General features: G+C 59.6%; 21 protein-coding genes and 1 pseudogene. 5 read left to right on the top strand and 17 right to left on the bottom strand.

Annotated elements, in window-relative coordinates; genetic code table 11:
* The first annotated feature begins 17 nt into the window (after positions 1-17).
* Positions 18-836, top strand: coding sequence for an ABC transporter substrate-binding protein (locus tag GOV80_RS10375; protein WP_170784479.1), 819 nt, complete (start codon positions 18-20; stop codon positions 834-836).
* Here the strand turns inward: GOV80_RS10375 and GOV80_RS10380 are convergent.
* The 11 genes and pseudogenes from GOV80_RS10380 to GOV80_RS10425 all read right to left on the bottom strand — a co-directional run bounded on the left by GOV80_RS10380 (position 833) and on the right by GOV80_RS10425 (position 10,396).
* On the bottom strand, positions 833-1,705 hold the full coding sequence (locus GOV80_RS10380) for a helix-turn-helix transcriptional regulator (RefSeq protein WP_170769474.1): 873 nt from the start codon (positions 1,703-1,705) through the stop codon (positions 833-835). The two genes, GOV80_RS10375 and GOV80_RS10380, sit on opposite strands and share 4 nt — an antisense overlap.
* On the bottom strand, positions 1,706-1,831 hold the full coding sequence (locus GOV80_RS22545; protein WP_269149758.1) for a hypothetical protein: 126 nt from the start codon (positions 1,829-1,831) through the stop codon (positions 1,706-1,708).
* 14 nt (positions 1,832-1,845) lie between these two features.
* Entirely contained in the window at positions 1,846-3,105 is a 1,260-nt protein-coding gene (locus GOV80_RS10385; RefSeq protein ID WP_170784481.1) for a c-type cytochrome, read from the bottom strand.
* A complete protein-coding gene (locus GOV80_RS10390; RefSeq protein ID WP_170784483.1) occupies positions 3,106-4,302 on the bottom strand; it encodes a formate dehydrogenase subunit gamma in 1,197 nt (398 codons plus the stop codon). It abuts the gene before it with no gap.
* A 26-nt stretch (positions 4,303-4,328) separates the two neighbouring features.
* Positions 4,329-4,679 carry a putative quinol monooxygenase gene (locus GOV80_RS10395; protein ID WP_170784485.1) on the bottom strand — a complete coding sequence of 117 codons (351 nt, stop codon included), beginning with the start codon at positions 4,677-4,679 and terminating at the stop codon, positions 4,329-4,331.
* A gap of 106 nt (positions 4,680-4,785) precedes the next feature.
* On the bottom strand, positions 4,786-5,379 hold the full coding sequence (gene fdh3B / locus GOV80_RS10400; protein WP_037307340.1) for a formate dehydrogenase FDH3 subunit beta: 594 nt from the start codon (positions 5,377-5,379) through the stop codon (positions 4,786-4,788).
* A gap of 12 nt (positions 5,380-5,391) precedes the next feature.
* Complete coding sequence (locus tag GOV80_RS10405) at positions 5,392-8,286, bottom strand: formate dehydrogenase subunit alpha (protein WP_170769478.1); 2,895 nt, start codon at positions 8,284-8,286, stop codon at positions 5,392-5,394.
* 106 nt (positions 8,287-8,392) lie between these two features.
* Positions 8,393-8,581, bottom strand: coding sequence for a ubiquinol-cytochrome c reductase iron-sulfur subunit N-terminal domain-containing protein (locus tag GOV80_RS10410; protein WP_170352882.1), 189 nt, complete (start codon positions 8,579-8,581; stop codon positions 8,393-8,395).
* Positions 8,582-8,644: 63 nt separating this feature from the next.
* Entirely contained in the window at positions 8,645-9,256 is a 612-nt protein-coding gene (locus GOV80_RS10415; RefSeq protein WP_170784487.1) for a TorD/DmsD family molecular chaperone, read from the bottom strand.
* Positions 9,257-9,260: 4 nt separating this feature from the next.
* Positions 9,261-9,854, bottom strand: a pseudogene (locus GOV80_RS10420) (DUF3306 domain-containing protein); the annotation flags it as partial.
* The gene (locus GOV80_RS10425) at positions 9,842-10,396 is read right to left on the bottom strand and encodes a DUF3305 domain-containing protein (protein WP_170784491.1); all 555 of its coding nucleotides are present in this window, start codon (positions 10,394-10,396) and stop codon (positions 9,842-9,844) included. The gene GOV80_RS10425 and the pseudogene GOV80_RS10420, both read right to left, overlap by 13 nt.
* Positions 10,397-10,659: 263 nt before the next feature.
* Between GOV80_RS10425 and GOV80_RS10430 the strand changes: the two genes are divergently transcribed.
* Positions 10,660-12,612: a 4Fe-4S binding protein gene (locus GOV80_RS10430; RefSeq protein WP_170784493.1), complete on the top strand. Its 1,953-nt coding sequence runs from the start codon at positions 10,660-10,662 to the stop codon at positions 12,610-12,612.
* On the opposite strand, the gene GOV80_RS10435 is transcribed toward GOV80_RS10430, so the two are convergent.
* Positions 12,606-13,334 carry a c-type cytochrome gene (locus tag GOV80_RS10435; RefSeq protein ID WP_170784495.1) on the bottom strand — a complete coding sequence of 243 codons (729 nt, stop codon included), beginning with the start codon at positions 13,332-13,334 and terminating at the stop codon, positions 12,606-12,608. The genes GOV80_RS10430 and GOV80_RS10435 overlap by 7 nt on opposite strands.
* Positions 13,335-13,443: 109 nt before the next feature.
* Here GOV80_RS10435 and GOV80_RS10440 point away from each other — a divergent pair, with 109 nt between their 5' ends.
* The 3 genes from GOV80_RS10440 to GOV80_RS10450 are packed head-to-tail and all read left to right on the top strand — an operon-like array spanning position 13,444 to position 15,673.
* Positions 13,444-14,505 carry an Mrp/NBP35 family ATP-binding protein gene (locus GOV80_RS10440; protein ID WP_170784497.1) on the top strand — a complete coding sequence of 354 codons (1,062 nt, stop codon included), beginning with the start codon at positions 13,444-13,446 and terminating at the stop codon, positions 14,503-14,505.
* On the top strand, positions 14,502-15,191 hold the full coding sequence (locus GOV80_RS10445) for a biotin/lipoate--protein ligase family protein (RefSeq protein WP_170784498.1): 690 nt from the start codon (positions 14,502-14,504) through the stop codon (positions 15,189-15,191). The genes GOV80_RS10440 and GOV80_RS10445 overlap by 4 nt, the downstream gene beginning before the upstream one ends.
* A gap of 2 nt (positions 15,192-15,193) precedes the next feature.
* The gene (locus GOV80_RS10450) at positions 15,194-15,673 is read left to right on the top strand and encodes a DUF6505 family protein (protein WP_170769486.1); all 480 of its coding nucleotides are present in this window, start codon (positions 15,194-15,196) and stop codon (positions 15,671-15,673) included.
* On the opposite strand, the gene GOV80_RS10455 is transcribed toward GOV80_RS10450, so the two are convergent.
* From GOV80_RS10455 to GOV80_RS10475, 5 genes are all read right to left on the bottom strand, one after another.
* Positions 15,662-16,375, bottom strand: a complete 714-nt coding sequence (locus GOV80_RS10455; protein WP_170784501.1) for a sulfotransferase family 2 domain-containing protein — start codon at positions 16,373-16,375, stop codon at positions 15,662-15,664. The genes GOV80_RS10450 and GOV80_RS10455 overlap by 12 nt on opposite strands.
* A 51-nt stretch (positions 16,376-16,426) precedes the next feature.
* Positions 16,427-16,927: a flavin reductase family protein gene (locus tag GOV80_RS10460; protein ID WP_170784503.1), complete on the bottom strand. Its 501-nt coding sequence runs from the start codon at positions 16,925-16,927 to the stop codon at positions 16,427-16,429.
* Positions 16,928-17,016: 89 nt separating this feature from the next.
* Positions 17,017-18,429 (bottom strand): 3'-5' exonuclease, encoded by a 1,413-nt coding sequence (locus GOV80_RS10465; protein ID WP_170784505.1) that lies wholly within the window; start codon positions 18,427-18,429, stop codon positions 17,017-17,019.
* Position 18,430: 1 nt separating this feature from the next.
* On the bottom strand, positions 18,431-18,949 hold the full coding sequence (locus GOV80_RS10470) for a hypothetical protein (protein WP_170784507.1): 519 nt from the start codon (positions 18,947-18,949) through the stop codon (positions 18,431-18,433).
* Between the two features lie 25 nt (positions 18,950-18,974).
* Positions 18,975-20,798 carry a DUF294 nucleotidyltransferase-like domain-containing protein gene (locus GOV80_RS10475; protein ID WP_170784509.1) on the bottom strand — a complete coding sequence of 608 codons (1,824 nt, stop codon included), beginning with the start codon at positions 20,796-20,798 and terminating at the stop codon, positions 18,975-18,977.
* Positions 20,799-20,878: the final 80 nt, after the last annotated feature.

Genomic DNA, 20,878 nt, shown 5'->3' on the forward strand with positions numbered 1-20,878 from the left:
AAACTATGGAGATCGGGATGATCCGAGATTTTCTTCGGGCTGCATTGGTATCGCTTGGCTTGATGGCCCCCGCGTGGGCCGAGGCCCCGTTTATCGTCGTGCAATCCACTACGTCGACGCAGAACTCGGGCCTGCTGGACTACATTCTGCCGGGGTTTGAGGCTGAAACCGGAATCGATGTGCGCGTTGTGGCCGTCGGTACTGGACAGGCAATCCGAAACGCTGTGAACGGGGACGGAGACGTTCTGCTGGTTCACTCCAAACCCGCCGAGGAACAGTTCGTCGCCGATGGCTGGGGTGTTGAGCGGTTTGACGTGATGTATAATGACTTCGTGCTGGTCGGCCCCAAATCGGACCCGGCCAAAGTAAAGGACGGCGACGATATTGTTGCGGCCCTGACCGCCGTGGCCGAGGCCGAAGCCCCCTTTGCCTCGCGCGGGGATGACAGCGGGACGCACAAGGCCGAGATGCGCCATTGGGCGGCGACCAATTTAGATCCGACGGGCGCATCCGGTGCGTGGTATCGTGAGACCGGGTCCGGCATGGGGGCCACATTGAACGTCGCCAGCGGGATGAACGCCTATGTCCTGACCGACCGCGCCACCTGGCAATCCTTTGGCAACCGGGGCGAGCTTGAGATCATGGTCGAGGGCGACCCGCGCCTGTTCAACCAGTATGGCGTCATTCTGGTGAACCCGGAAAAACACCCAAGCGTAAGGGCAGCGGCGGGTCAGCGGTTTATCGACTGGCTGACCGGGCCGGACGGGCAAGCGGCCATTGCGTCCTACAAACTGGATGGAGAACAGTTGTTTTTCCCCAACGCCGACGGGTCTTAACCGCTAGCGCCGTTGTGGTGAATTGTGCCCAGCCCGCCTAGGTCGTACCCTCCGAACTCGGCGGCGCGGGCCGCGAAGCGATCGGATTGAACAAAGGCCAACAGCTTCAGCATCGGGTCATCGAAATAGGCGCGCCGCCAGATCGCAAGGTCCAGCCGTTCAGTATGGGTGGCGCTAAAGCCCAGATCATAGAGACCCGCCAGCGCACCCAGACCAAAACCGGCCTCGGCCTTGCTGTCGTGCAGGGCGATGGCCAGCTCTTCCTCTGTGCGGGCGCAAGTGGGCAGGGCGTCCAGATCCGCGCGGGTCATACCGTGATGCTCCAACTGCGCGTCGAACAGTCTTTGGCTGGCGGCAGAGCTTTGCCGCAGGATCACGCGCCTACCATTGAGGTCCGCGAAGCTTTGGATGTCAGACACGCCGGGGGCCAGCAACAAACCGCGCTGGCGTTGAGCGATTTCAAACAGAACAACCGGTGCTTCGCCCAGATGGTCGCGCAGGGCTTGGGTGTTGAACCCGTCTGCCTCATGAATATGCAACGCCGCCGCCTGCGCAGTACGGTCCTTTAGGCGGTTCAGCCCGTCAAACGAGCCGTCATAATAGGTCGCCAACCCCGAGCCGCTTTCCCGCAAGGCCCAGTCCAACAGCGGGTCATGGCTGCCCGCCACAATCGGAGGCAAGGGCGGATCTTCAACCTGAGGACCCGAGCGTGAAGCATTCAACCAGGCGACAACCTCGGAACGGGGAAATAGAAGTTTGCCCATCGCGCGCACGCAGGGTACCTCGCCCGAAGACGCCAGATCATAGGCCTTACGCTCGCCGATGCGCAGCAGATCGGCCAGTTCTTTGGTGGTCAGATACTCGGGCATTCAGTCCAAGCGCACCGCTGATCCTGTTCCGGCGTCCGCTGCGCTGAATCCAATCTGGTTCAGGACAGCAGGGGCGGCGATCGCGATGACGACCATCGCGGCGACGGCGGCTAGAAAGGCTTTCATTGTCTCCTCCGGCGTTAGTTTTCCGGTGCCGTGGCGCGGCGCAGAAAGGCGACCAGATCGTCCCGGTCGCTGGGCTGCGTGATCCGCTGCATCGGCATCTTCGACCCCGGAATGTAGTGGTCGGGCCCCTCATCGAAAAGGGCATTTATGGTCTCGTCATTCCAAATGATATCAGAGTCTTGCAGCGTGTCCGAATAGAAATATCCCGGCAGCGTTCCAGCCCGGCGGCCAAAGACGCCATGCAGCGTCGGACCGGCGCGGCGTTGCCCGTCTGGGGTCAGGCTGTGACAGATTGAGCATTTGCGGGCAAACTGCCGCTCACCATTGCTCATCTGATCGGGGTTTTTGAGGAAGCTGGGCTCGGACGCAGCCATCCGTTCTTGCTCGCGCAGATTGGCGATCGGCCAACTGTACATCGCCTCATCAATGCCACCGGCGTGGATGTTTTGGCCATCGGGTGAAAAAGCCAAGGCCCAGACCGGGCCGCGCAAGGTGGCGCGGAAATCCTGCGCGATGCGCCACTCGACCGTGTCGATCACCATGATGAAACCTTCCCCGTCGCCGACAGCCAGCATGCTGCGATCCGGGCTGAGCGCCAGCGCCAGAATAGGGCGACGGTCGAGTGTAAAATCACGTTCCTCGCCCGTGGTCAGGTCGCGGATGCGGGTGACACCATCAACAGCGCCATAGGCGATCCAGTTGTCCTGCGTGTTCAGCACCAGCTCATTGATGCCAAAGCCATGTTCAACTAGCCGCAAGGTTTCCTGCCCACTGGTCACATCCCACAAGCGCAAAGCCCCGTCGACACCGGCTGAATACAGTTGGTTGCCGTCAGGCGTAAACGCCACGGCATTCACTCCGCTGCCGGTCGTCAGGGTCTTTGGTTCCGATCCATCCACGGGCCACAACCCGATTGTACCATCCCAACTGGCTGTTGCCACATGGGTTTTCGAGGCAGCGATATGTACGATTTTGCCTTTGTGCTGTCCTACAACCTCACCGCCGGGCCAGCGGCGCAGAGTGAAGTCGTCGCCGGCGGAATAGATCGCAGTGCCGTTGAAAGCAACTGCGTTAACTGCTGCCTCATGACCTTCCAGCCATTCCGGCATTTGATCCGACCAGATGCCGACCGAGTTGTCGAAACTTGCCGTAGCGATCCGCCCATCGGGGGCCGTGGCGATCCCCATGATCGGACCGCCATGACCTTTGAGCGTATAAAACTCAGCTAAAGCAGGCAGGGGCAGTAAAGCCAGCGCCAGAACCAACCCGCGCATCTATTCGGCGGGCGAGGCCGTCGCTTTGCTGGCCTCTTTTTCCTGGACCTCCTCCAGCCACAACGAGTGGTGCTCGCGTGCCCATTGCTCTTCGACTTCGCCGGTTCCCATGGCGTCAAATGCACCTTCCATCCCGACCGAGCCGAGGTAGATATGGGCGATGATGATGGCGATGAAAACATAGGCGATCATCACATGCCAGACCTGCGCGTATTGCATTTCCTCTTGCGGCGACATCTGCACCGGCAGGCTCAAACCCATTGCCTGAGGCAGGCCGGTTGCATTGGCGATCTGGAAGGTTTTGGCAAACAGAGGCATCTCGAACGGGAACAGCAGAGACAGGCCCGAAAGGCTGATCGACACGCCCAGCAGAATGCAGGACCAGAATATGACCTTTTGACCGGCATTGAACTTTTTGGCCGGCGGGTGGCTGCCTTTGGTGAACAAACCGCCACCGGCGGCCAGCCATTTCAGGTCGGTCCGGTTGGGAATGTTGTGAGCGATCCAGTTCACTGTCACGATGATCAACCCCAACATAAAGGCCCAGGCGAGGTTGTTGTGTAGCCACTTGCACCCTTGCGCAATAGTCGCGAAGCCTTCTTTTCCAAAGATCGGGATCAGGAAATCCCGCCCATACAGTGTCAACAGCCCTGTAAACCCAAGCACTAAAAAGGACCCGGCGAAAAGCCAGTGGCCGAACCGCTCAAACCCATTGAAACGCGTGACTGTGCGCCCGGTTTTCTCACCATCAATGCGGATTTTGCCTCGGATCAGGAAGAACAGCAGGATCACGGCGGCCATGCCTGCAATGATGTAGGTTCCGTATTCTCGCAACGGTCCGGTGCGGAAAGCCCACCACCACATGCCACCATCCTGGATAAGAACACTGGCTGCGGGCCCCTGAGACGACACGGTGACATCCGCCGACCCATAGCGTAGCGCGCGATAGACATCACTGTCCGAGGCCACACCGGCAGTACCAAACTGCCCCAGCAAACCTTCGACATTGCCTTGGCCAGTGTTTTCCGAGCGATAAGTGTTGTCCACTTTCTCGCCCCGTTGACGGGCCAGAATATCCTCAAGCGTCGTGGCCCCTCCGGTGGCCGAGCGATCGGGTGCCGAGGATTCCGGGGCGTCCTGCGCCCATGCGGCTCCGGTCAGGAAGAGTGAGACGAGCAGAAATTGGATCAGGCGCATGGGTTCTCTCCCTATTCTTGGTTGTGTCAGCGGTCAAAGCCGCCGATCTGCTTGTGAAAAACGGCTCCGACAGGGGACAGGGCCGCCTGAAGGTCGTCTTTCGCGGGGCCGTAGACATCAAACTGAACCGGCGTAAGTAAAGACATAAACCGATCCGCGAAGTTTGCCCCGAAATTCTGCATATGAATCATAGCATCTTCTGAACTGGCGTACCGTTCATAGATGTGAATTGCGTTGTCGCTTTGGTGCCACTCATAGGTTTTGGCACCTGTTTCGTTACGGGTCGCGGCGACCATTTCTGCCATCAGAGCTTCGAACTCGGACTGTTTTTCCGCGTTCAGATCCAGCTTCAACAGCCAGTAGATATCGTTGGTCATAAGCGTCCCACCTTCGTCAGGAAATGCGGGGACCGACAGGCGGCCACCGGCAAGAGTAAGACAGCCCCCGGCCTAGCGCAGGGGGCTGTCGAGCTTCGGTTAGACCTTAGCCGTCTTTCTGGTCGTAGGCGGTGCCCCAACCCCATGCGCCCGAGCCAAACCCGCGCGCCACAACGCGCTCGCGGTAGATGGCCGAGACAACGTCGCCGTCACCGGCAAGCAGGGCCTTGGTGGAACACATCTCGGCGCAGATGGGCAGTTTGCCCTCGGCGATCCGATTGCGACCGTATTTGGCGAACTCTGCGGTCGAGTGCGTTTCTTCGGGACCACCGGCGCAGAAGGTACATTTGTCCATCTTGCCGCGCGATCCGAAGTTGCCCGCCTGCGGATATTGCGGCGCGCCGAAGGGGCACGCGTAGAAGCAATAGCCGCAGCCAATGCACAGGTCCTTGGAGTGCAGGACGACACCTTCTTCGTTCTGATAGAAGCAGTCGACCGGGCACACCGCCATGCAAGGCGCATCCGAACAATGCATACAGGCCACCGAGATCGAGCGTTCGCCCGGGTTGCCGTCATTGATCGTCACCACCCTGCGGCGGTTGATGCCCCATGGCACCTCGTGCTCGTTCTTACACGCGGTGACACAGGCGTTGCACTCGATGCAGCGTTCAGCGTCGCAGAGAAACTTTGCTCTAGCCATTTTCGTCCTCCTTTACGCTGCCGAGATCTTGCAGAGAGTACATTTGGTCTCCTGCATCTGGGTTACTGAATCGTAGCCATAGGTCTGGGCGGTGTTGGAACTTTCACCCAAGACATAGGGGTCTGCACCTGCGGGGTATTTGTGCCGCTGATCCTCGCCCTGAAAATGGCCGCCAAAGTGGAACGGCATAAAGGCCACGCCGGCGCCAACTCTGTTGGTCAGCATCGCCATCACCTTGACCTTTCCGCCCTCAGGACCTTCGACCCAGACCTGTGATCCGTCCCGAATGCCAAGGTTATTGGCATCGCGCGGATTGATCTCGACGAACATGTCCTGCTGAAGTTCGGCCAGCCACGGGTTGGACCGTGTCTCATCACCGCCACCTTCATATTCGACCAGACGACCAGACGTCAGGATTATCGGGTAATCCTTTGAAAAGTCGTTCTTTTGGATCGAAGCATAAAGAGTGGGCAGACGATAGGCTTGACGGTCCTCGTAGGTCGGATAGTCCTCCACCAGATCGCGCCGGTTGGTATAGAGCGGCTCGCGATGCAGCGGGATCGGATCCGGGAAGGTCCAGACGACCGCGCGGGCTTTGGCGTTCCCGAAGGGCGCACAGCCATGCTTGATCGCAACCCGCTGGATACCGCCGGAGAGGTCGGTCTTCCAGTTGGTTTCAGGACCCGCAACAGCGTCAATCGCCGCGCGTTCCTCGGCGGTCAGATCGCCATCCCAGCCAAGATCCATCAGCATCTGCATCGTGAATTCCGGATAACCATCCTGAATTTCCGATCCAACGCTATAGACCCCTTCGGCCAGCAAGTTGTCACCATCGCGTTCCACACCGAAACGGGCGCGGAAAGTCAGGCCGCCTTCGGCCACCGGCTTGGACATGTCATAGAGGTTTGGTGTCCCCGTATGACCCATTTCCGGTGTTCCCCAGCAGGGCCACGGCAGGCCGTAATACTCGCCGTCGTTTGGTCCACCGATGGCTTGCAGCGTGGTTCTGTCGAACGTGTGCTGGTTGGCCATATGGCTTTTCAGACGTTCCGGCGACTGACCGGTATAACCGATGGTCCAGAGGCCCGAGTTGAATTCACGCGTGATGCTTTCAACATTTGGGGTCTCGGCGTCTTCCATCTCGATATTACGGAAGAAGCGGTCCGCCCAGCCGAACTTGTTGGCGAACTTGGCCATGATGACCTCGTCCGGCAAGCTTTCGAACAGCGGATCAACTACCTTGTCACGCCACTGCAACGACCGGTTCGATGCCGTGGCCGAACCACGTGTTTCGAACTGCGTGCAGGCGGGCAACAGGTAGACACCATCGGTGCGGTCATGCAGAACAGCCGAGACGGTGGGATACGGGTCGATCACGACCAGCATGTCCAGCTTCTCCATCGCCGTCTTCATTTCCGTCATCCGGGTCTGCGAGTTGGGCGCGTGGCCCCACAGAACCATGGCACGGACATTATTGTCCTGATCCATGTTGGCTGGGTCTTCCAGAACACCATCGATCCAACGGGAGACCGGGATGCCGCGCTCGTTCTGAAGCGGCTTGTCCTTGCCTTCCTTGTCTTTGATCGTGGCGAACTGACCCGCGAGCCATTCAGGGTCTTCACCCCAGACACGCGCCCAGTGGCCCCAAGCACCCTTGGACAGGCCATAGTAGCCGGGCAGGGTGTGGGACAGAACACCAAGGTCTGTTGCGCCCTGCACGTTGTCGTGGCCGCGGAAGATGTTGGTGCCACCGCCCGATGTGCCCATGTTGCCAAGCGCAAGCTGAAGCACGCAGTAGGCGCGGGTGTTGTTGTTGCCGTTCGTGTGCTGTGTACCACCCATGCACCATACAACGGTGCCGGGACGGTTGTTCACCATGGTCCGGGCGACGCGGCGCAGCTGCGAGCCGGGCGTACCGGTGACGCGCTCAACCTCATCCGGGGTCCACTTGGCAACCTCTTCGCGGATCTGGTCCATACCCCAGACACGGGTGCGGATGAACTCTTTGTCCTCCCAACCGTTGTCAAAGATATGCCACAGAATACCCCAGACCAGTGCAACGTCGGTGCCGGGGCGGAAACGGACATATTCATCCGCATGGGCCGCGGTGCGCGTAAAGCGCGGGTCGCAAACGATCAGAGGGGCGTTGTTCTGCTCTTTCGCACGCAGGATATGCAGCAGCGAGACGGGGTGTGCCTCGGCCGGGTTACCACCGATGATAAAGATGGCCCGGCTGTTGTGCATGTCGTTGTACGAGTTGGTCATGGCGCCATAGCCCCATGTGTTCGCAACGCCAGCAACAGTGGTCGAGTGGCAGATACGGGCCTGATGGTCCACGTTGTTCGTGCCCCAGTAGGCGGCGAACTTGCGGAACAGATAGGCCTGTTCGTTATTATGTTTCGCAGAACCCAGCCAGTACACGCTGTCCGGTCCGGATTCTTGGCGGATGTTCATCATGCCGTCGCCGATCTCGTCGATCGCCTGTTCCCAGCTGATGCGCTTCCACTCTCCGCCTTCCTTTTTCATCGGGTATTTCAGGCGGCGCTCGCCATGGGCGTGCTCGCGGACCGAGGCCCCCTTGGCGCAGTGCGCACCCAGGTTGAACGGGCTGTCCCAGCCGGGTTCTTGCCCGACCCAGACACCGTTCTGCACTTCGGCAACGACTGTACAGCCGACCGAGCAGTGGGTGCATACGGATTTGATGTTTTCGACGGCCTGATTGGCCGCTGTCTGGGCACTGGCTGGCGTCACGGTTCCACCCGTGGCGCTGATCGCGGCAAGGCCGCCGATCGTCAGGCCCGAGCCACGCAGAAATGCGCGGCGATCGACGGTTTTCTCGCCGACCTGGGACAGGATACTTGTCCGCTGGGGGCGTCTCGCAACCCCGTTGGTCTTTTTCCTAAGCATTATTTTCCTCCCTTGCGTGCCGTGTAAGCCACGGCTGCTTGGTACTTCGCAAAACCGACGTCAGGGCCAATCGCAACCGTCTGTCGGGTGGTGAAGGCGTCCGATCCTAGAACCGGGTGCTTTCCAGATATGCGCGCGTATGCGCAGTGTCCTGCATCCGGGTTTCGTCCGTGGGCAGCTCGGCTGCTTCGGCCTGTCCGGTCAGGCTGGCTGCGGCGACAGCAGCGGGTGCTGCAGTTCCGGCCAGTTTGAGGAAGTCGCGGCGTGTTGCGCCTTCTTCCTTGGTCTTGCTCATGGGTGTCTCCTTTCCCATTTGCAGTTTAACGCCCCGCAAGGGACGCTGGCGAATGACAACGTCTCACGCTGCCGACATTCGGAAAGCTTCGCGCTCAATCTCCATGAAAACCCGTCCGGCAGTGCCGACCGAGGCATAGAGGACCGAGTTCTCGGCGCTTTCCAAATCCGAATAGAAATGCGTGGCCCAAGGGCCGATATGTTTGTTCCAGAACGCTTTCTGGTCATCCAATGACGCGGGAGACCCGAACCGACCGACGATCATACCCGCCATCATCTCCATCAACGAGGCGATGTTGTCTTCGGGTTCATAGACGTTTTGCGCCCTCGTGATACCGCGCACGGCCATGTCGTTGCGCAGCTGAGCCAATGGTTTCTCGTTCAGGAATCCGGTCAGGTAAAAGCTGGCATAGGGCAGAAGCTCTCCGCGTCCTAACCCAATGAACAAGGCATTGAACTCACGTTCAGCAGCGGCGGGTTTGGTGACTTTGGCCACCCGCGCCATCGCTTGGATAGCCTGACCGAGATCGCCGTCATCGCCGCTGAGACCCACCATCTGGTCCAGCAGCATCTGATCTGGCGGACCGGCCAGCAACAGGCCCAGAAAGTTGTAGAAATCCGCGCGCAGGCGATCCTCGGCCGAGACATCCATCTGTTGCGCTTCACTTGCGGTCATTCGGTTATCCTTCGAATTCAAATTTCATGCGGCGCGGGGCAGGGGCGACTTCCGCCTCCTCTGGCGCGTTAGGTTCTATTTCCGCCACGAGAACGGGCTCTGGGTCGGGCAGGTCGATTTCTTCGGGTTCTGGCTGAGGTTCCTCGGCCTCGACCTCGATATCGGAATCTTCCGCCTCGGCTTCGGCCTTGGCGGCCAGCGCTTCGACATGAGCAAGCATACCCTTGCCGACCTGATAGGCGGTCTGCAGGTTTTCGATCACACAGGCCGCGTCGGTATAGTCTTCGCCATAATCGACCAGCCCATCGACATTGGCCAATACCGGGTTCAGACGCCACAACCGGCGCAGGGCGCGGCGGCGAAGACGATCGGGAACGGCTTTCACCATAAAGCCCGAGACGTCATCGCCCGCTTGCAACTGATCGGGATCGGGGAGGTTGAGCTCGGCCAGAATCTCGGCGTCGGTCTTTTCCTCAAGCTCGGCGCGCTGGTCTGCGATCACCTGTTCTTCGGCTGCGATTACTTCGGCCTGAGCCTCGGCCTGAACGGCGGCTTTGCGGCGGGACCAGAAATCGCGGGCTTCAGTCATTGGATGATCCTCCGCGGGGCGCGGTAAACATCGGACTCTTGCCGTATGCGCGCATCGCCTTTGCCATCTTCTACCAGATCAGTGCGTTTCTTGTCGCGCTTGCGTTTGACAAAAACCTCATCGTGGTGATGTTCCAAAGCGAAATTCCGCACCCAAGCGATCAGCCCGTCCGTCATTGGGATCTTTTCGACAATCTCTTCGCCGGTATCCGCGTAATCCTGCCCTTCATAGGGTGAGGCAGTGACCAGCACAGCGTCCATCGGGCGCTGCCCGTCCAGCGCATCGCGCAGCACAAGGTATATCGAGGGCGTGCCGTCGGACAGGTTGACCATATACGCCTCGGTCTCATCCGCCCACAACGTCAGAGGCAGGGTTGCTGCGTGGTATTCTACAGCCTCCCCTTCACGGCGCATCTCGTGCCAGTCCGCAGGACCGGCACCGGGCAAAACCGCGACGGCGCGCCAGTTCCATTTCGCCCAGCGAGTGACTCCGGGCGTTTTGCGCACGACGACGCCAATTGGCATTTCAATTTGATGAGCGGCCTTCGCCACGTATTCCTCCCCGGAAGGCTCTCCCCTGCCTTCCCCATGTCCACTATGGTACACAAAATGATCTTCTGCCAAGCCCAAGCACTACGACTTTAGTCGCATACGGTGATAGCGAGTTCGTGAGGGGCCTTGTTCCCCGGTAGAAAAACAGGGTTGTTTAGCGCGTCCGGGGGTTGGATTTGGAGTGTTTGCGATGGGGTTTACATTGCCGTCCCCTGAATACAGCCTAATGTGCTGTGAGATGGCGCGACATCCGGGGAGGGGATATGAGCACCAAACTACTATTATGCGACTGCGCGGGCACTCAGCGCGTGGACGCAGACAAGATTGCGTCCGCTTGCGATGCGACACGTTCCAAGGTCCACACGGCGCTTTGTACGCGCGAATTGGAGACAGCTGCGAAGTTTATGCAGGACGGTGACGTGATTGTCGCCTGTGGACAAGAGCAGGAAGTCTTTCGCAACCTGGCCGAAGAGCTTGGGGTCGAGGCTCCGGGTTTCGTCGATCTACGAGACCGCGCGGGATGGTCGGATGAGGGCGCTGATGCCGCCCCCAAGATGGCAGCGCTGGCTGCCGAGGCGCTGTTGCCGCAGCCGATCACGCCCAGCGTGGATGTCGTCAGCGAAGGCACGTGTTTTATCATCGGCCCCGGTGCAGTTGCGTTTGATCTGGCCGAGCGCCTGTCGTCGACCTTGGCCGTCACGGTCCTCAGCACCGACGATAGCGAGCCGATGTCGCGGGCCTACGATGTGGTGCGCGGGCGTGTTCGGTCGCTGACCGGTGCTTTGGGTGGATTTTCCCTGCGGCTGGATGCGCTGCAACAGTTAGAACCCGGCGGACGCGGAGCCTTTGCATGGTCGGAACCGCGCGACGGGGCGGGCTCATCCTGCGATATCGTTCTGGACCTGACCGGGGACACGCCTTTCGTGCAGGCGCCTGCCAAGCGCGAGGGGTATCTGAGGGTCGATCCCAAGGATACGGTCGCTGTTGAACGTCTGGCCTTTGAAGCGTCGCAACTGGTCGGCACATTTGAAAAGCCGCTCTATGTGCGGTTGGAGGAAACCCTCTGCGCCCATTCCCGCGCCGAACAGGTAGGGTGTTCGAACTGTCTGGACATCTGCCCAACCGGTGCGATCACCTCTGCTGGTGAACATGTGGCGATCGATCCTATGATCTGCGCCGGATGCGGAGAATGCGCGGCGGTTTGCCCTTCAACGGCGATCACCTACGAAGACCCGCCGGTTGCGGCACTGCTCTCCCGGATGCATATTCTGGCGCGAACCTATCGACGGGCCGAGGGTCAGGCACCCCGGCTGTTGCTTCATGATGCCCATGGGGCTGAAATGATCCGACTTTCCGCCCGCTTTGGTCGCGGATTGCCTGCCGACGTGATCCCATTGGAACTGAGCGTGATCTCGGGCTTTGGTCATTCCGAAATGCTGGCCGCGCTGGCCCATGGGTTTGCCCGTGTGGATGTGTTGCTGGCGCCCACGACCGAGCGGGATGCGTTGGACCGTGAACTAGCACTGGCCGAGGCCATTGCGGGGGCGGGAAAGCTCGGCTTGATTGATCAGGCCGATCCGGATGCCATGTCGGACGAGCTATACGCGCAGGACATCACCGCGCCTTTGGCCGACCCGGTGCTACCCTTGGGAAATCGTCGTCAAATCGCACGCTTGGCCGCGCGGGCGCTTAATCCTCAGGCAGAAGCCCCGTTGCCATTGCCCGAAGATGCGCCTTACGGCGCGGTGGCCGTGAATACAGACAGTTGCACGCTGTGTCTGAGTTGCGTGTCGCTCTGCCCGTCGGGGGCGCTGATCGACAACCCGGATATGCCGCAGCTGAACTTCCAGCAGGATGCTTGTTTGCAATGCGGCATGTGCCGAACAATCTGCCCCGAGGACGCGATCACGCTGGTCCCGCAACTGGACCTGAGCGATGCCGCCCTGTCACAGCAGGTGTTGAACGAGGAAGAGCCCTTTGCCTGTGTCGAATGCGGCGCGCTGTTCGGCGTTAAATCCACGGTCGAACGGATCATGGAGAAGCTGTCGGGCACGCATCCAATGTTCGCCACCTCGGAGCAGGCGCGGATGATCCAGATGTGCGACAATTGCCGAGTGAACGCGCAGTTTCAACATCAGGACAATCCGTTCCAATCCGTGCCGCGCCCGAAGGTGGTCACGACCGAGGACTACTTCTCAAAAAGGAAGGATCACTGAAGTTGCAGCGGAGCGCCCAGATCAGCGGCGCGAATGACCGAGACAAAGGCCAATATCGCATCCAACTCGTCCAGCGTTATCTCGACCGGATGAATGGGCGAGGGGCGTTCCGGGTCGAAGGGCGGTGTCAGCCCGTCGATCTGGGTAAAGGCCGGATGCGGGTTCAGGGCAAAAAACGCCTCGAACCGTTCCGACCAGTCCGGCATCGCACGCAGTACGGCAAAGGATGGCGTCGAGCCCAGCCCGTTCATGCGGTTTTGTGGGCCGATCACGTGGCATCGCCCGCAATGGGTCATCGACAGTTCCTCGCCCAACAGGGCATCGCCGTCGATCACGGTTTCTTCCTGCACGGCGGCGATCTCGAACTCGGCCGAAAACGGCGTGCCATTGTCGGGGGCGAACCCTTCGACCGTGCGTTTGCCGATATCCGACAGCAGCCAGTCGCGGAACCGTTCGTGTTTGGTGTCGTCCCCGATGCGCAGGTGGTATATCACCCCATCGCGGGCAAAGACAGGATCACCCGGAGGGCCGCTTTCCAACACCAAAACGCCCGCGTCATCGGCAATAACCCGTATCCCGGTCTTGAGAGAAAAGCGGGGAAGAATATGTTGCAACAGGCCAGAGTCGGCAACTTCGGGCGGGGCAGTCAGCCCGAGCGCCTCTTGCGACCAAGAGGGGGTGGCGGTGAGCGTCAGGCTCAGGCACAAAAGGAGTACGCGCATGGGGTCAGCCTAGCGGCAGCGCCCCAATTGCGTCAAATAAACAGAATGAGACGGAGACACATGCAATGAACAGCAGCCACATGGTTGGGAAAATCAAAGGGTTACAGGCATGAGTGTTCGTGACGCGGTTCTGGCGAACCTCAAGAAGATCACTGATCCGGTGTCGGGTCAGGACATTGTCAGCGCTGGTATCGTGCGCGCGCTGAACGTCGAAGGCGACGCCGTTCGCTTTGTGATGGAGATCGATCCCAAGCACGCCGACAAGATGGAGCCGGTGCGCGCGACGGCTGAGCAGGCGGCGCAAATGGTGGATGGCGTGGCCAAGGTTTCGGCCATGCTGACCGCGCATTCCGACAAGGCACCGCCAGATCTGAAACCCAAGCCGAAACCGGCGCAGACCGGCCCTCAGCCGGTGGCCGGTGTGGATCGGATCATCGCTGTTGCTTCGGGCAAGGGCGGGGTCGGTAAATCGACCGTGTCTGCGAACCTTGCCTGCGCACTGGCCGCTGAGGGACGGCGCGTGGGTCTTTTGGATGCCGACGTTTATGGCCCGTCGCAACCCCGGATGCTGGGCGTTTCGGGGCGTCCGGCCAGCCCCGATGGCAAGACGATCCTGCCGCTGCGCAATCACGGCGTCACCATGATGTCCATGGGGCTGATGACCAACGAAGGGCAAGCGGTTGTCTGGCGCGGCCCGATGTTGATGGGCGCGTTGCAGCAGATGATGAACCAGGTGCAATGGGGCGCGCTGGATGTGCTGATCGTTGACCTTCCGCCCGGCACCGGCGACGTGCAACTAACGCTGAGCCAAAAGTTCCAGGTAGACGGCGCAATCGTTGTCTCGACCCCGCAGGACGTGGCCCTGATCGATGCCCGTAAGGGAATCGACATGTTCAACCAATTGAAAACGCCGATTGTTGGCATGATCGAGAACATGTCCACGCATATCTGCTCGAATTGCGGGCATGAGGAACATGTGTTCGGCCATGGCGGTGTGGCGTCCGAGGCTGAATCGCTGGGTGTTCCGCTGCTGGGGGAAATCCCGTTGCATCTGGACATTCGCGTGGCCGCTGATGGCGGTGCGCCCATCGTGGTCAGCAAACCCGACAGCCCACAGGCCGACGCGTTCCGCAAAATCGCCCGCGACCTGATTGCCAAGGGCAACGCATGACGGAACCCGTGTTCCCTCCGCTGCTTGCAGGCCACCCGGTGCAGGGCGGCGAAGACCCCTTTCAGCGTGCGCAGGCCATGGCCGCGTTGGGCTGCGACGCGGGAACGGTGGTCTACAACATTCAGGCGGACCGCCTGCGTGTGGCTATCGTCTTTGCACCCGAGGTTCCGCTTCAGGACGCGATGGCGATGTTGCCGCTCTGCGCCGTGGGCTTTCAGAACGCCCTTGGCGCGCTGGCACCGCCTGAGGTTGCGGTGCATCTGGACTGGGATGGTCCGATCTGTGTGAACGGGGCCAAGTGCGGGGTGTTTCAGGTCGCGGCCTCGGCTGCCGTGCCCGAGGCCGAACCCGACTGGCTGATCGTAAGCTGGGAACTGGCGCTGATACAAACCAGCGAAGCGCCGGGCGAAAATCCAGATATCACAGCGCTTTATGACGAAGGCTGCGCCGAGGTATCGCCGACTCAACTGGTCGAAAGCTGGTCGCGGCACATGCTGACATGGCTCAACCGCTGGCAAGAAGACGGAAATGCGCCGCTACATGCCGAATGGATGGGGCTGCTACGCGGGGTGGGCGAACCCTATGACACAGGTGTCTTTCTGGGCGCCGACGAGCGGTTCGGAATGCTGATCCGCGACGGTGCCGAAACAACCCTGCGCCCCTTGACGGATCTACTGGAGAACTAAAGATGAAACTGGCCCGCGCGATCCATTTCGACGAAAGCGACATGAACGTATTTCATTCCCCGGCCCGCACGGGCGAGTGGTGTATCTCGGGCGGGTTCGAGTTTTCGAACTGGGGCGAGGGCGATCTTGAGGGCAAGGCCCGGCAGGCGTTCTCGAACGGTTGGTTGGGCGTTGAGACCTTTGGCCGGGTGACATTCGTGGCCGTGACGCAGGTGGAAGCCTCCGAGATCGACCAGATTGCGCAGAACCTGGCCGAGCATTTCGTGCAGTTCTATGGCGCACCTTCGGTCGAAGCCGCCTTGGGCGTGGCACAATCAGAGATCACCCATATGTCCGAGTTGTGCGAAGAACATGCGCCCAACACCCTGCTGACCGTTGCCCGTGAACTATCCGAGACCGGTGTGCATGAGGCTTTCCGCATCATCACCCCGCAGGAAACCCAGCTTGAGGCGTTGGCCGTGCATGGCTCGCTAGACGACTGACAAATGCGGTTGCAGTCTAGGGTGCTGGGCCAGTTTCATCTGCGCATAGGACAAGTCATGCGGATCGGTGCTGTAACCTAACAAATCGAAATCCGGGCGAAACGCATTGATGACCATTTCTGTTAGTTCCGGGTCGTAGTACTCGGCGATTCTACGTGATCGCTTGGACTTGTTTTCATGGTCCAATGTCGCGTTTACGCCGATCTCGGAGCAAAAAGACCGGAAATCAGCGTTTAGGTTTTCCAAACGCCCAACAGTACCGACGATGCAGCGGTCCTGCGGGTCCAACACATACGACGATTGACAGTTTGGCGAACATTCGGTCCCACAATACTCCATAATAAACTCTCGAAAACTGATGTCCTTAATCGCGTTATGCAAGGGGTGAATATCGGTCTGCTGTATATAGCTGAACAACGAAATCTGGAGGTCGAACGGGTTCCGAACAAAGGCGAGCGAATGCATTGCCCAATATCTGTCACCCAAATGCTGGACGTAGTCTGTCGCCTTCGCATGGACTGGAAGAGGTTGGAATTTCGACTTTGGGTAAAGCCCAGTATTTAAAGTCCTCTTGTCGAGGCTTTTGAGCGACCGCTGAAGGGGATTTGGTCGGTCAAATTCTTTTCGCAACGCCCATGCAACCGAACTTCCGCCGGTTTTGGGGATGTGGACAAAGACGATTTTCTTCTTGCTTCCAATCATTGTTCGGGGTTGTACGATATTAGATCGCAATAAGTGAATACATAAAATAAACTAAATCAGGTCAGCAAAACCGCCAAATTGACCGCGTTTGAAAATCAATCCTTTTCCGGTGCGATACATGACTTTTTCGACCTCTCCGATCAGGACCAGGTGGTCTCCGGCCTCGTACCGGGCGTGAAGTTGGCAGTCAAAGCGGGCAAGGCAATTCGACAGTTGCGGGCGGTTGGCGTGGTCCGGCGCCCAATCCGCGTGGGAAAAATCCGCGCCGTCACGGGCGAATTTCAGCGCCTGATCCTGCTGATCTTGCGCCATAACGTGGATTGAATAGTGCTGGCAGTCATGAAACGCACCGAACCGGTTGGAATCCTTTGCCAGACACCACAACACCAAAGGCGGGTCCAGCGAGACCGAGGAGAACGAGTTCACCGTGATCGCACGTGGCCCCAATGCGGTGTGGGTGGTGACTACGGTAACGCCAGTTCCGAAACAGCCCAACGCCTCGCGGAAGGCGGTGCTTTGATCCGGGGTAGGGGTAAAGGTCGTTTCCGTCATTGCGCGCTCGTTCAGTGGCCGGGCCTCAGGTGCCACGACCCGGTGGGATTGTCCACGAAAAGCTGTGTCTGACCGATATATTTTCCAGCTTAGTTCAGGTCTTCCAGCAGGCGACCATGTTGACGCGTTGCTTCAATAACCGCACCGAACGTGTTCATGCCGCGCGCTTGTAACATGGGCAGCATACGCACCAGAGCCTCAGCCGTAGCTACGGCGTCGCCCAGGGCGGTGTGACGCAAAGCGTCCGGAATGGTGATATCCAGCCTCTCACACAGCGCGTCCAGCGTGTGTTTGTCGCTGGCCCCGAACAGCACGGCGGACAGCAAGACTGTGTCCAGAATGGGGTGATCCCACGCGACGCTCATCTGGTTGGCATGGCGGCGCAAAAAGGCCATGTCGAAGGGCGCATTGTGGGCCACGATCACGGCGTCCCGCGCGAATTGATGGAACACGCGGCCTGCCTCGGCAATCTTGGGCGCATCCTGGACCATGGCATTCGTCACTTTATGCACCTTGGTCGAGGCCGGCGGGATTGGCATCTCCGGATCAACCAGCATATCCAACTGTTCGCCTTCAATGATCCGACCATTCACCACCCGAACAGCGCCGATTTGCACGATCTCATCCTTGTGCGGCAATAGACCTGTGGTCTCGGTGTCGAAGACGACAAAACACAGGTCTCGCAGTTCCAGCGTCTCAAGCGCGCGGTTGGCTTCCGAGTTCATCAGTGCGAAATCATAGACCAGCGGGCGTGAGGCTTCGGGCGCGATATTGGCGACGCTGTCATCGAATATCAGCATGTATCCGGGCGCATCGCCCAAGGGCTTCATGCGGGTCGCAAATGACTGGGTGCCGTCGGTGCTTGTCAGCGTGCAGCTGACCTCGAGCCCGGTTTTGACCAGTTTGGCATAGGCATGTTCCAGCGGTTCAGGTTGAAAATATTCCGACAGTGCCGCGTTCAGGCGGGGATGTGAAATCTGAGCCAGAACCTCGGCCGCCTGTCCATCATAAAGAACGATCTTATGGGTCGGACTGGCCAGCAGCATGGCCACCGGGATATCAGTCAGCAAAGCGGTCAATCGTTGCTTTTCAGCGGCCAAATGTGCGGTTTCGGCGGCGACGGCTTCGGCCACACTCAGGGTCTTTTCTGAAAGCTGATCAGCTAGACCTGCAGCCGCAGGGGCCAGATCGCCCAGATAGCGCGCGGCCTGCATGTCCATGTCCGAGCTGACACCCGCATGAGCACGCGCCCGCAGTTCCGCTGACAGACGCTCGATCGGTTTGGCGACGTTGTCATCGAACAAAAGCCAGACGGCAACGATCAGTGCAACGAAGCCGAAACCCATGATGATTTCAGCAAAAATGAACGCGTTGATCAGGTCCGGGTCGGCCACGCGGCGGTAACTGATCCACAGTGCCAGTGCGCTGACGACTACTCCGCCAACGGCCAGCAGGCAGAAGAACAGGAAGATACGCAGGCGCAGGCTTAGCCGGGTCAGCATGTTACACTCCGCAGGTGGCCTCGATGATGGGGTCGTCGGTTGTGCCGGTGATCCAGTCGGCATTCACAAGCTGCCCATCAGCCCCGAACTCTGCCCCGTCGGCTAGATTGGCGCGCAGGTTTTGCGCGCAATCGACCGCAACAGGCAACTTGGACACGGGTGCCCAGCGGCCAAAGAAATAGAGGTCAACCAGCCGCTGTTCCGGCACTTGTTCGTTTGTGCGGACCGAGACGGTGTCAATCGCCGCAAACCGGTTCACGAAGGGTACCGCATAGGTCCAGGGACGGTATAGCGCGCGGCTTTCGACCTCTTGCACCACGGTCATCCCGTCGGGCAGTGTGTCTTTGGTGCGGTCGTACCACGAATACTCGCTCGAGATCGTCATTCCGATCATCCCAAGCCCTGCAGCGACCGGCGCGACCCATTTGGGCAGACGACCGCCGGTAAATTTGTTTATCACCATCACCACGCCGGCGAATGCAATGCCTGCAAAGATGGTGGCGATCAGTTCGAGGAACATTCTGTCTCTCCCATTTCCAGCCGGTTTACCCCAGCATTCCTTTTCCGTGGCCAACCGCTGATTGCATCGTCTTTATCACGACAAACGCGTCGCGTAGATGACTTCGCTCAAAGTCAGACAGGTCCGATGGCGGCAGGAAGTTATCCGGTTTCTTGTCGCCTTTCACAAGACGCACCTGATGTTCCAGCCTTGTTTCAGCGATCAGGTCATAGGCGTCCAGCAGATCCCGCGCGCCGGACGCACTGAGGATACCTGCCGATCCTGCCGCTTTCAGCCGCGCGCGGGTGTTGGCCTCCGGCAATTTGCCTTGCAGGCTGTAAATCCGCGCCAGATCAACCACTGGCACAACGCCGTTATGTTTTAAATCCAGCGTGTTGCGGTGCTCGCCCGACCGGATGGTGGCAAAGCCGCGTAGCAGGCCCAGAGGTGGTGTGTGTTTCAGTGAGTTCGAGATCATATGCGCCACGAAGATCGAGTTCGATCGCGCCGCAGCCAGCGTATCGGCTTGCAGGTCGTCGAACAGGTGGAAAGCGCCGCCGATAGGGCGCAGGTCGAACATGACCGAGGCCAGCATCTGCGCCTCAGGGTCTGGTTTGGCGATCCAGCCCTTGAAATAGTCGCGCCAGACCCGCACCGGCTGACACCAGCGCGGGTTCGTCGCCATCATGTCGCCGGGGCAATAGAAATATCCGCAGGTGTCCAGCCCATCCGAGACGAATTTGGCCAGCGCGTGGAAATAGGACATGTCCCCTTCGGACACGCTGTCATCCAGCATCAGGCAATTGTCCTGATCCGACACGCCAGTCTGCTCTTGCCGACCTTGCGATCCGCAAGCCAGCCAAAGATAGGGCACTGGCGGGGGGCCAAGCTTGGCCTCAGCCAGCGCCAGCAACCGCCTTGTGGCCGTATCCGCGATATCGGTGATCAGGCGCGTGACGATCTCATGTCGGTTTCCGGCGGCGACGAGCTGTACCAGAAGCTGCGGGATTTCATCGGTCACGTCAGCCATCTGCTGGGCCGTCTGCGCCGACGCGATCCGCCGGACCAGTTCGGCAGAGTTGACGGCCTGATAATGGGTCAGGTCGGTCTGCGTCACGATACCAACCAGACGACCACCTTCGGAGATCGGGATATGGCCAATGCCGCGCTCCATCATGATGTGCAGAACGTCTGACCCGATATCGGATGGGGACAGTGTGATGGGATCGGCGGTCATGATGGCTGAAATGGGGGTGTCGCCGGGCATCCCATCGGCCACGAACTTACCCGAGATATCGCGCAACGTGGCGATCCCGCGAAGCGCGCCCCCCTCGGTTACACAAAGTGATGAGATATGTTTGTCCCGCATCACCTGTGCAGCTTCACGGACCAGAGTGTCCGGCGGGCAGGTGGCAGGGTTGTGTGCCATCAGCACGTCGATGGCGCTTGTCGCCAGACTTTGCGGGCCCTGGCGCGCATCACGGGTACGGTTAAAGAACTTTGCGACAACTGTATGCCCGTCAATCAATTCGCGCACCAGATCGGACGGCAGAACCAACAGCACTGAAGGCACGTGCGATTTGGCCTTGGTGAGCGCCTTGCCGTCCTTCAACAGGCCCCGTTCGCCAAAGGAATTGCGCAAACCCAGATGAGAGACCACGGCGTCGTTCTCATCCTTGATCTCAACCTGTCCTTCGTAAATCACAAAGACGCCAGGCAGGGTATGGCCCAGCTCATAGATCGGAGAATCCTCTTCGACCTCCCAGACCTCGATCTGTTGCGCGACAGAATCCAGCAGGTCGTGGGGCAGGGCGTCATAGGGATGGACGGATTTCAGAAACCGGGTGATCTCGTCATGGGACAGGGGCATGGGCTACTCCTCGGTTTCGGGTTGAAAAATCCCGCCCGGTGGTGTGCCGGGCGGGAGTAGTCAGTCGAAAGACGCGGCCT

Origin of the sequence: Ruegeria lacuscaerulensis (assembly GCF_013034685.1) — a bacterium.
Lineage (GTDB): Bacteria > Pseudomonadota > Alphaproteobacteria > Rhodobacterales > Rhodobacteraceae > Ruegeria > Ruegeria lacuscaerulensis_B.

Coding starts and splice junctions, on each gene's coding strand:
- GOV80_RS10410 (WP_170352882.1), bottom strand. CDS start 8,581: ATGAGCAAGACCAAGGAAGAAGGCGCAACACGCCGCGACTTCCTCAAA.
- GOV80_RS10470 (WP_170784507.1), bottom strand. CDS start 18,949: ATGTTCCTCGAACTGATCGCCACCATCTTTGCAGGCATTGCATTCGCC.
- GOV80_RS10395 (WP_170784485.1), bottom strand. CDS start 4,679: ATGACCAACGATATCTACTGGCTGTTGAAGCTGGATCTGAACGCGGAA.
- GOV80_RS10385 (WP_170784481.1), bottom strand. CDS start 3,105: ATGCGCGGGTTGGTTCTGGCGCTGGCTTTACTGCCCCTGCCTGCTTTA.
- GOV80_RS10430 (WP_170784493.1), top strand. CDS start 10,660: ATGAGCACCAAACTACTATTATGCGACTGCGCGGGCACTCAGCGCGTG.
- GOV80_RS10390 (WP_170784483.1), bottom strand. CDS start 4,302: ATGCGCCTGATCCAATTTCTGCTCGTCTCACTCTTCCTGACCGGAGCC.
- fdh3B (WP_037307340.1), bottom strand. CDS start 5,379: ATGGCTAGAGCAAAGTTTCTCTGCGACGCTGAACGCTGCATCGAGTGC.
- GOV80_RS10450 (WP_170769486.1), top strand. CDS start 15,194: ATGAAACTGGCCCGCGCGATCCATTTCGACGAAAGCGACATGAACGTA.
- GOV80_RS10415 (WP_170784487.1), bottom strand. CDS start 9,256: ATGACCGCAAGTGAAGCGCAACAGATGGATGTCTCGGCCGAGGATCGC.
- GOV80_RS10445 (WP_170784498.1), top strand. CDS start 14,502: ATGACGGAACCCGTGTTCCCTCCGCTGCTTGCAGGCCACCCGGTGCAG.
- GOV80_RS10375 (WP_170784479.1), top strand. CDS start 18: ATGATCCGAGATTTTCTTCGGGCTGCATTGGTATCGCTTGGCTTGATG.
- GOV80_RS10440 (WP_170784497.1), top strand. CDS start 13,444: ATGAGTGTTCGTGACGCGGTTCTGGCGAACCTCAAGAAGATCACTGAT.
- GOV80_RS10460 (WP_170784503.1), bottom strand. CDS start 16,927: ATGACGGAAACGACCTTTACCCCTACCCCGGATCAAAGCACCGCCTTC.
- GOV80_RS10435 (WP_170784495.1), bottom strand. CDS start 13,334: ATGCGCGTACTCCTTTTGTGCCTGAGCCTGACGCTCACCGCCACCCCC.
- GOV80_RS10475 (WP_170784509.1), bottom strand. CDS start 20,798: ATGCCCCTGTCCCATGACGAGATCACCCGGTTTCTGAAATCCGTCCAT.
- GOV80_RS10405 (WP_170769478.1), bottom strand. CDS start 8,286: ATGCTTAGGAAAAAGACCAACGGGGTTGCGAGACGCCCCCAGCGGACA.
- GOV80_RS10465 (WP_170784505.1), bottom strand. CDS start 18,429: ATGCTGACCCGGCTAAGCCTGCGCCTGCGTATCTTCCTGTTCTTCTGC.
- GOV80_RS10380 (WP_170769474.1), bottom strand. CDS start 1,705: ATGCCCGAGTATCTGACCACCAAAGAACTGGCCGATCTGCTGCGCATC.
- GOV80_RS22545 (WP_269149758.1), bottom strand. CDS start 1,831: ATGAAAGCCTTTCTAGCCGCCGTCGCCGCGATGGTCGTCATCGCGATC.
- GOV80_RS10455 (WP_170784501.1), bottom strand. CDS start 16,375: ATGATTGGAAGCAAGAAGAAAATCGTCTTTGTCCACATCCCCAAAACC.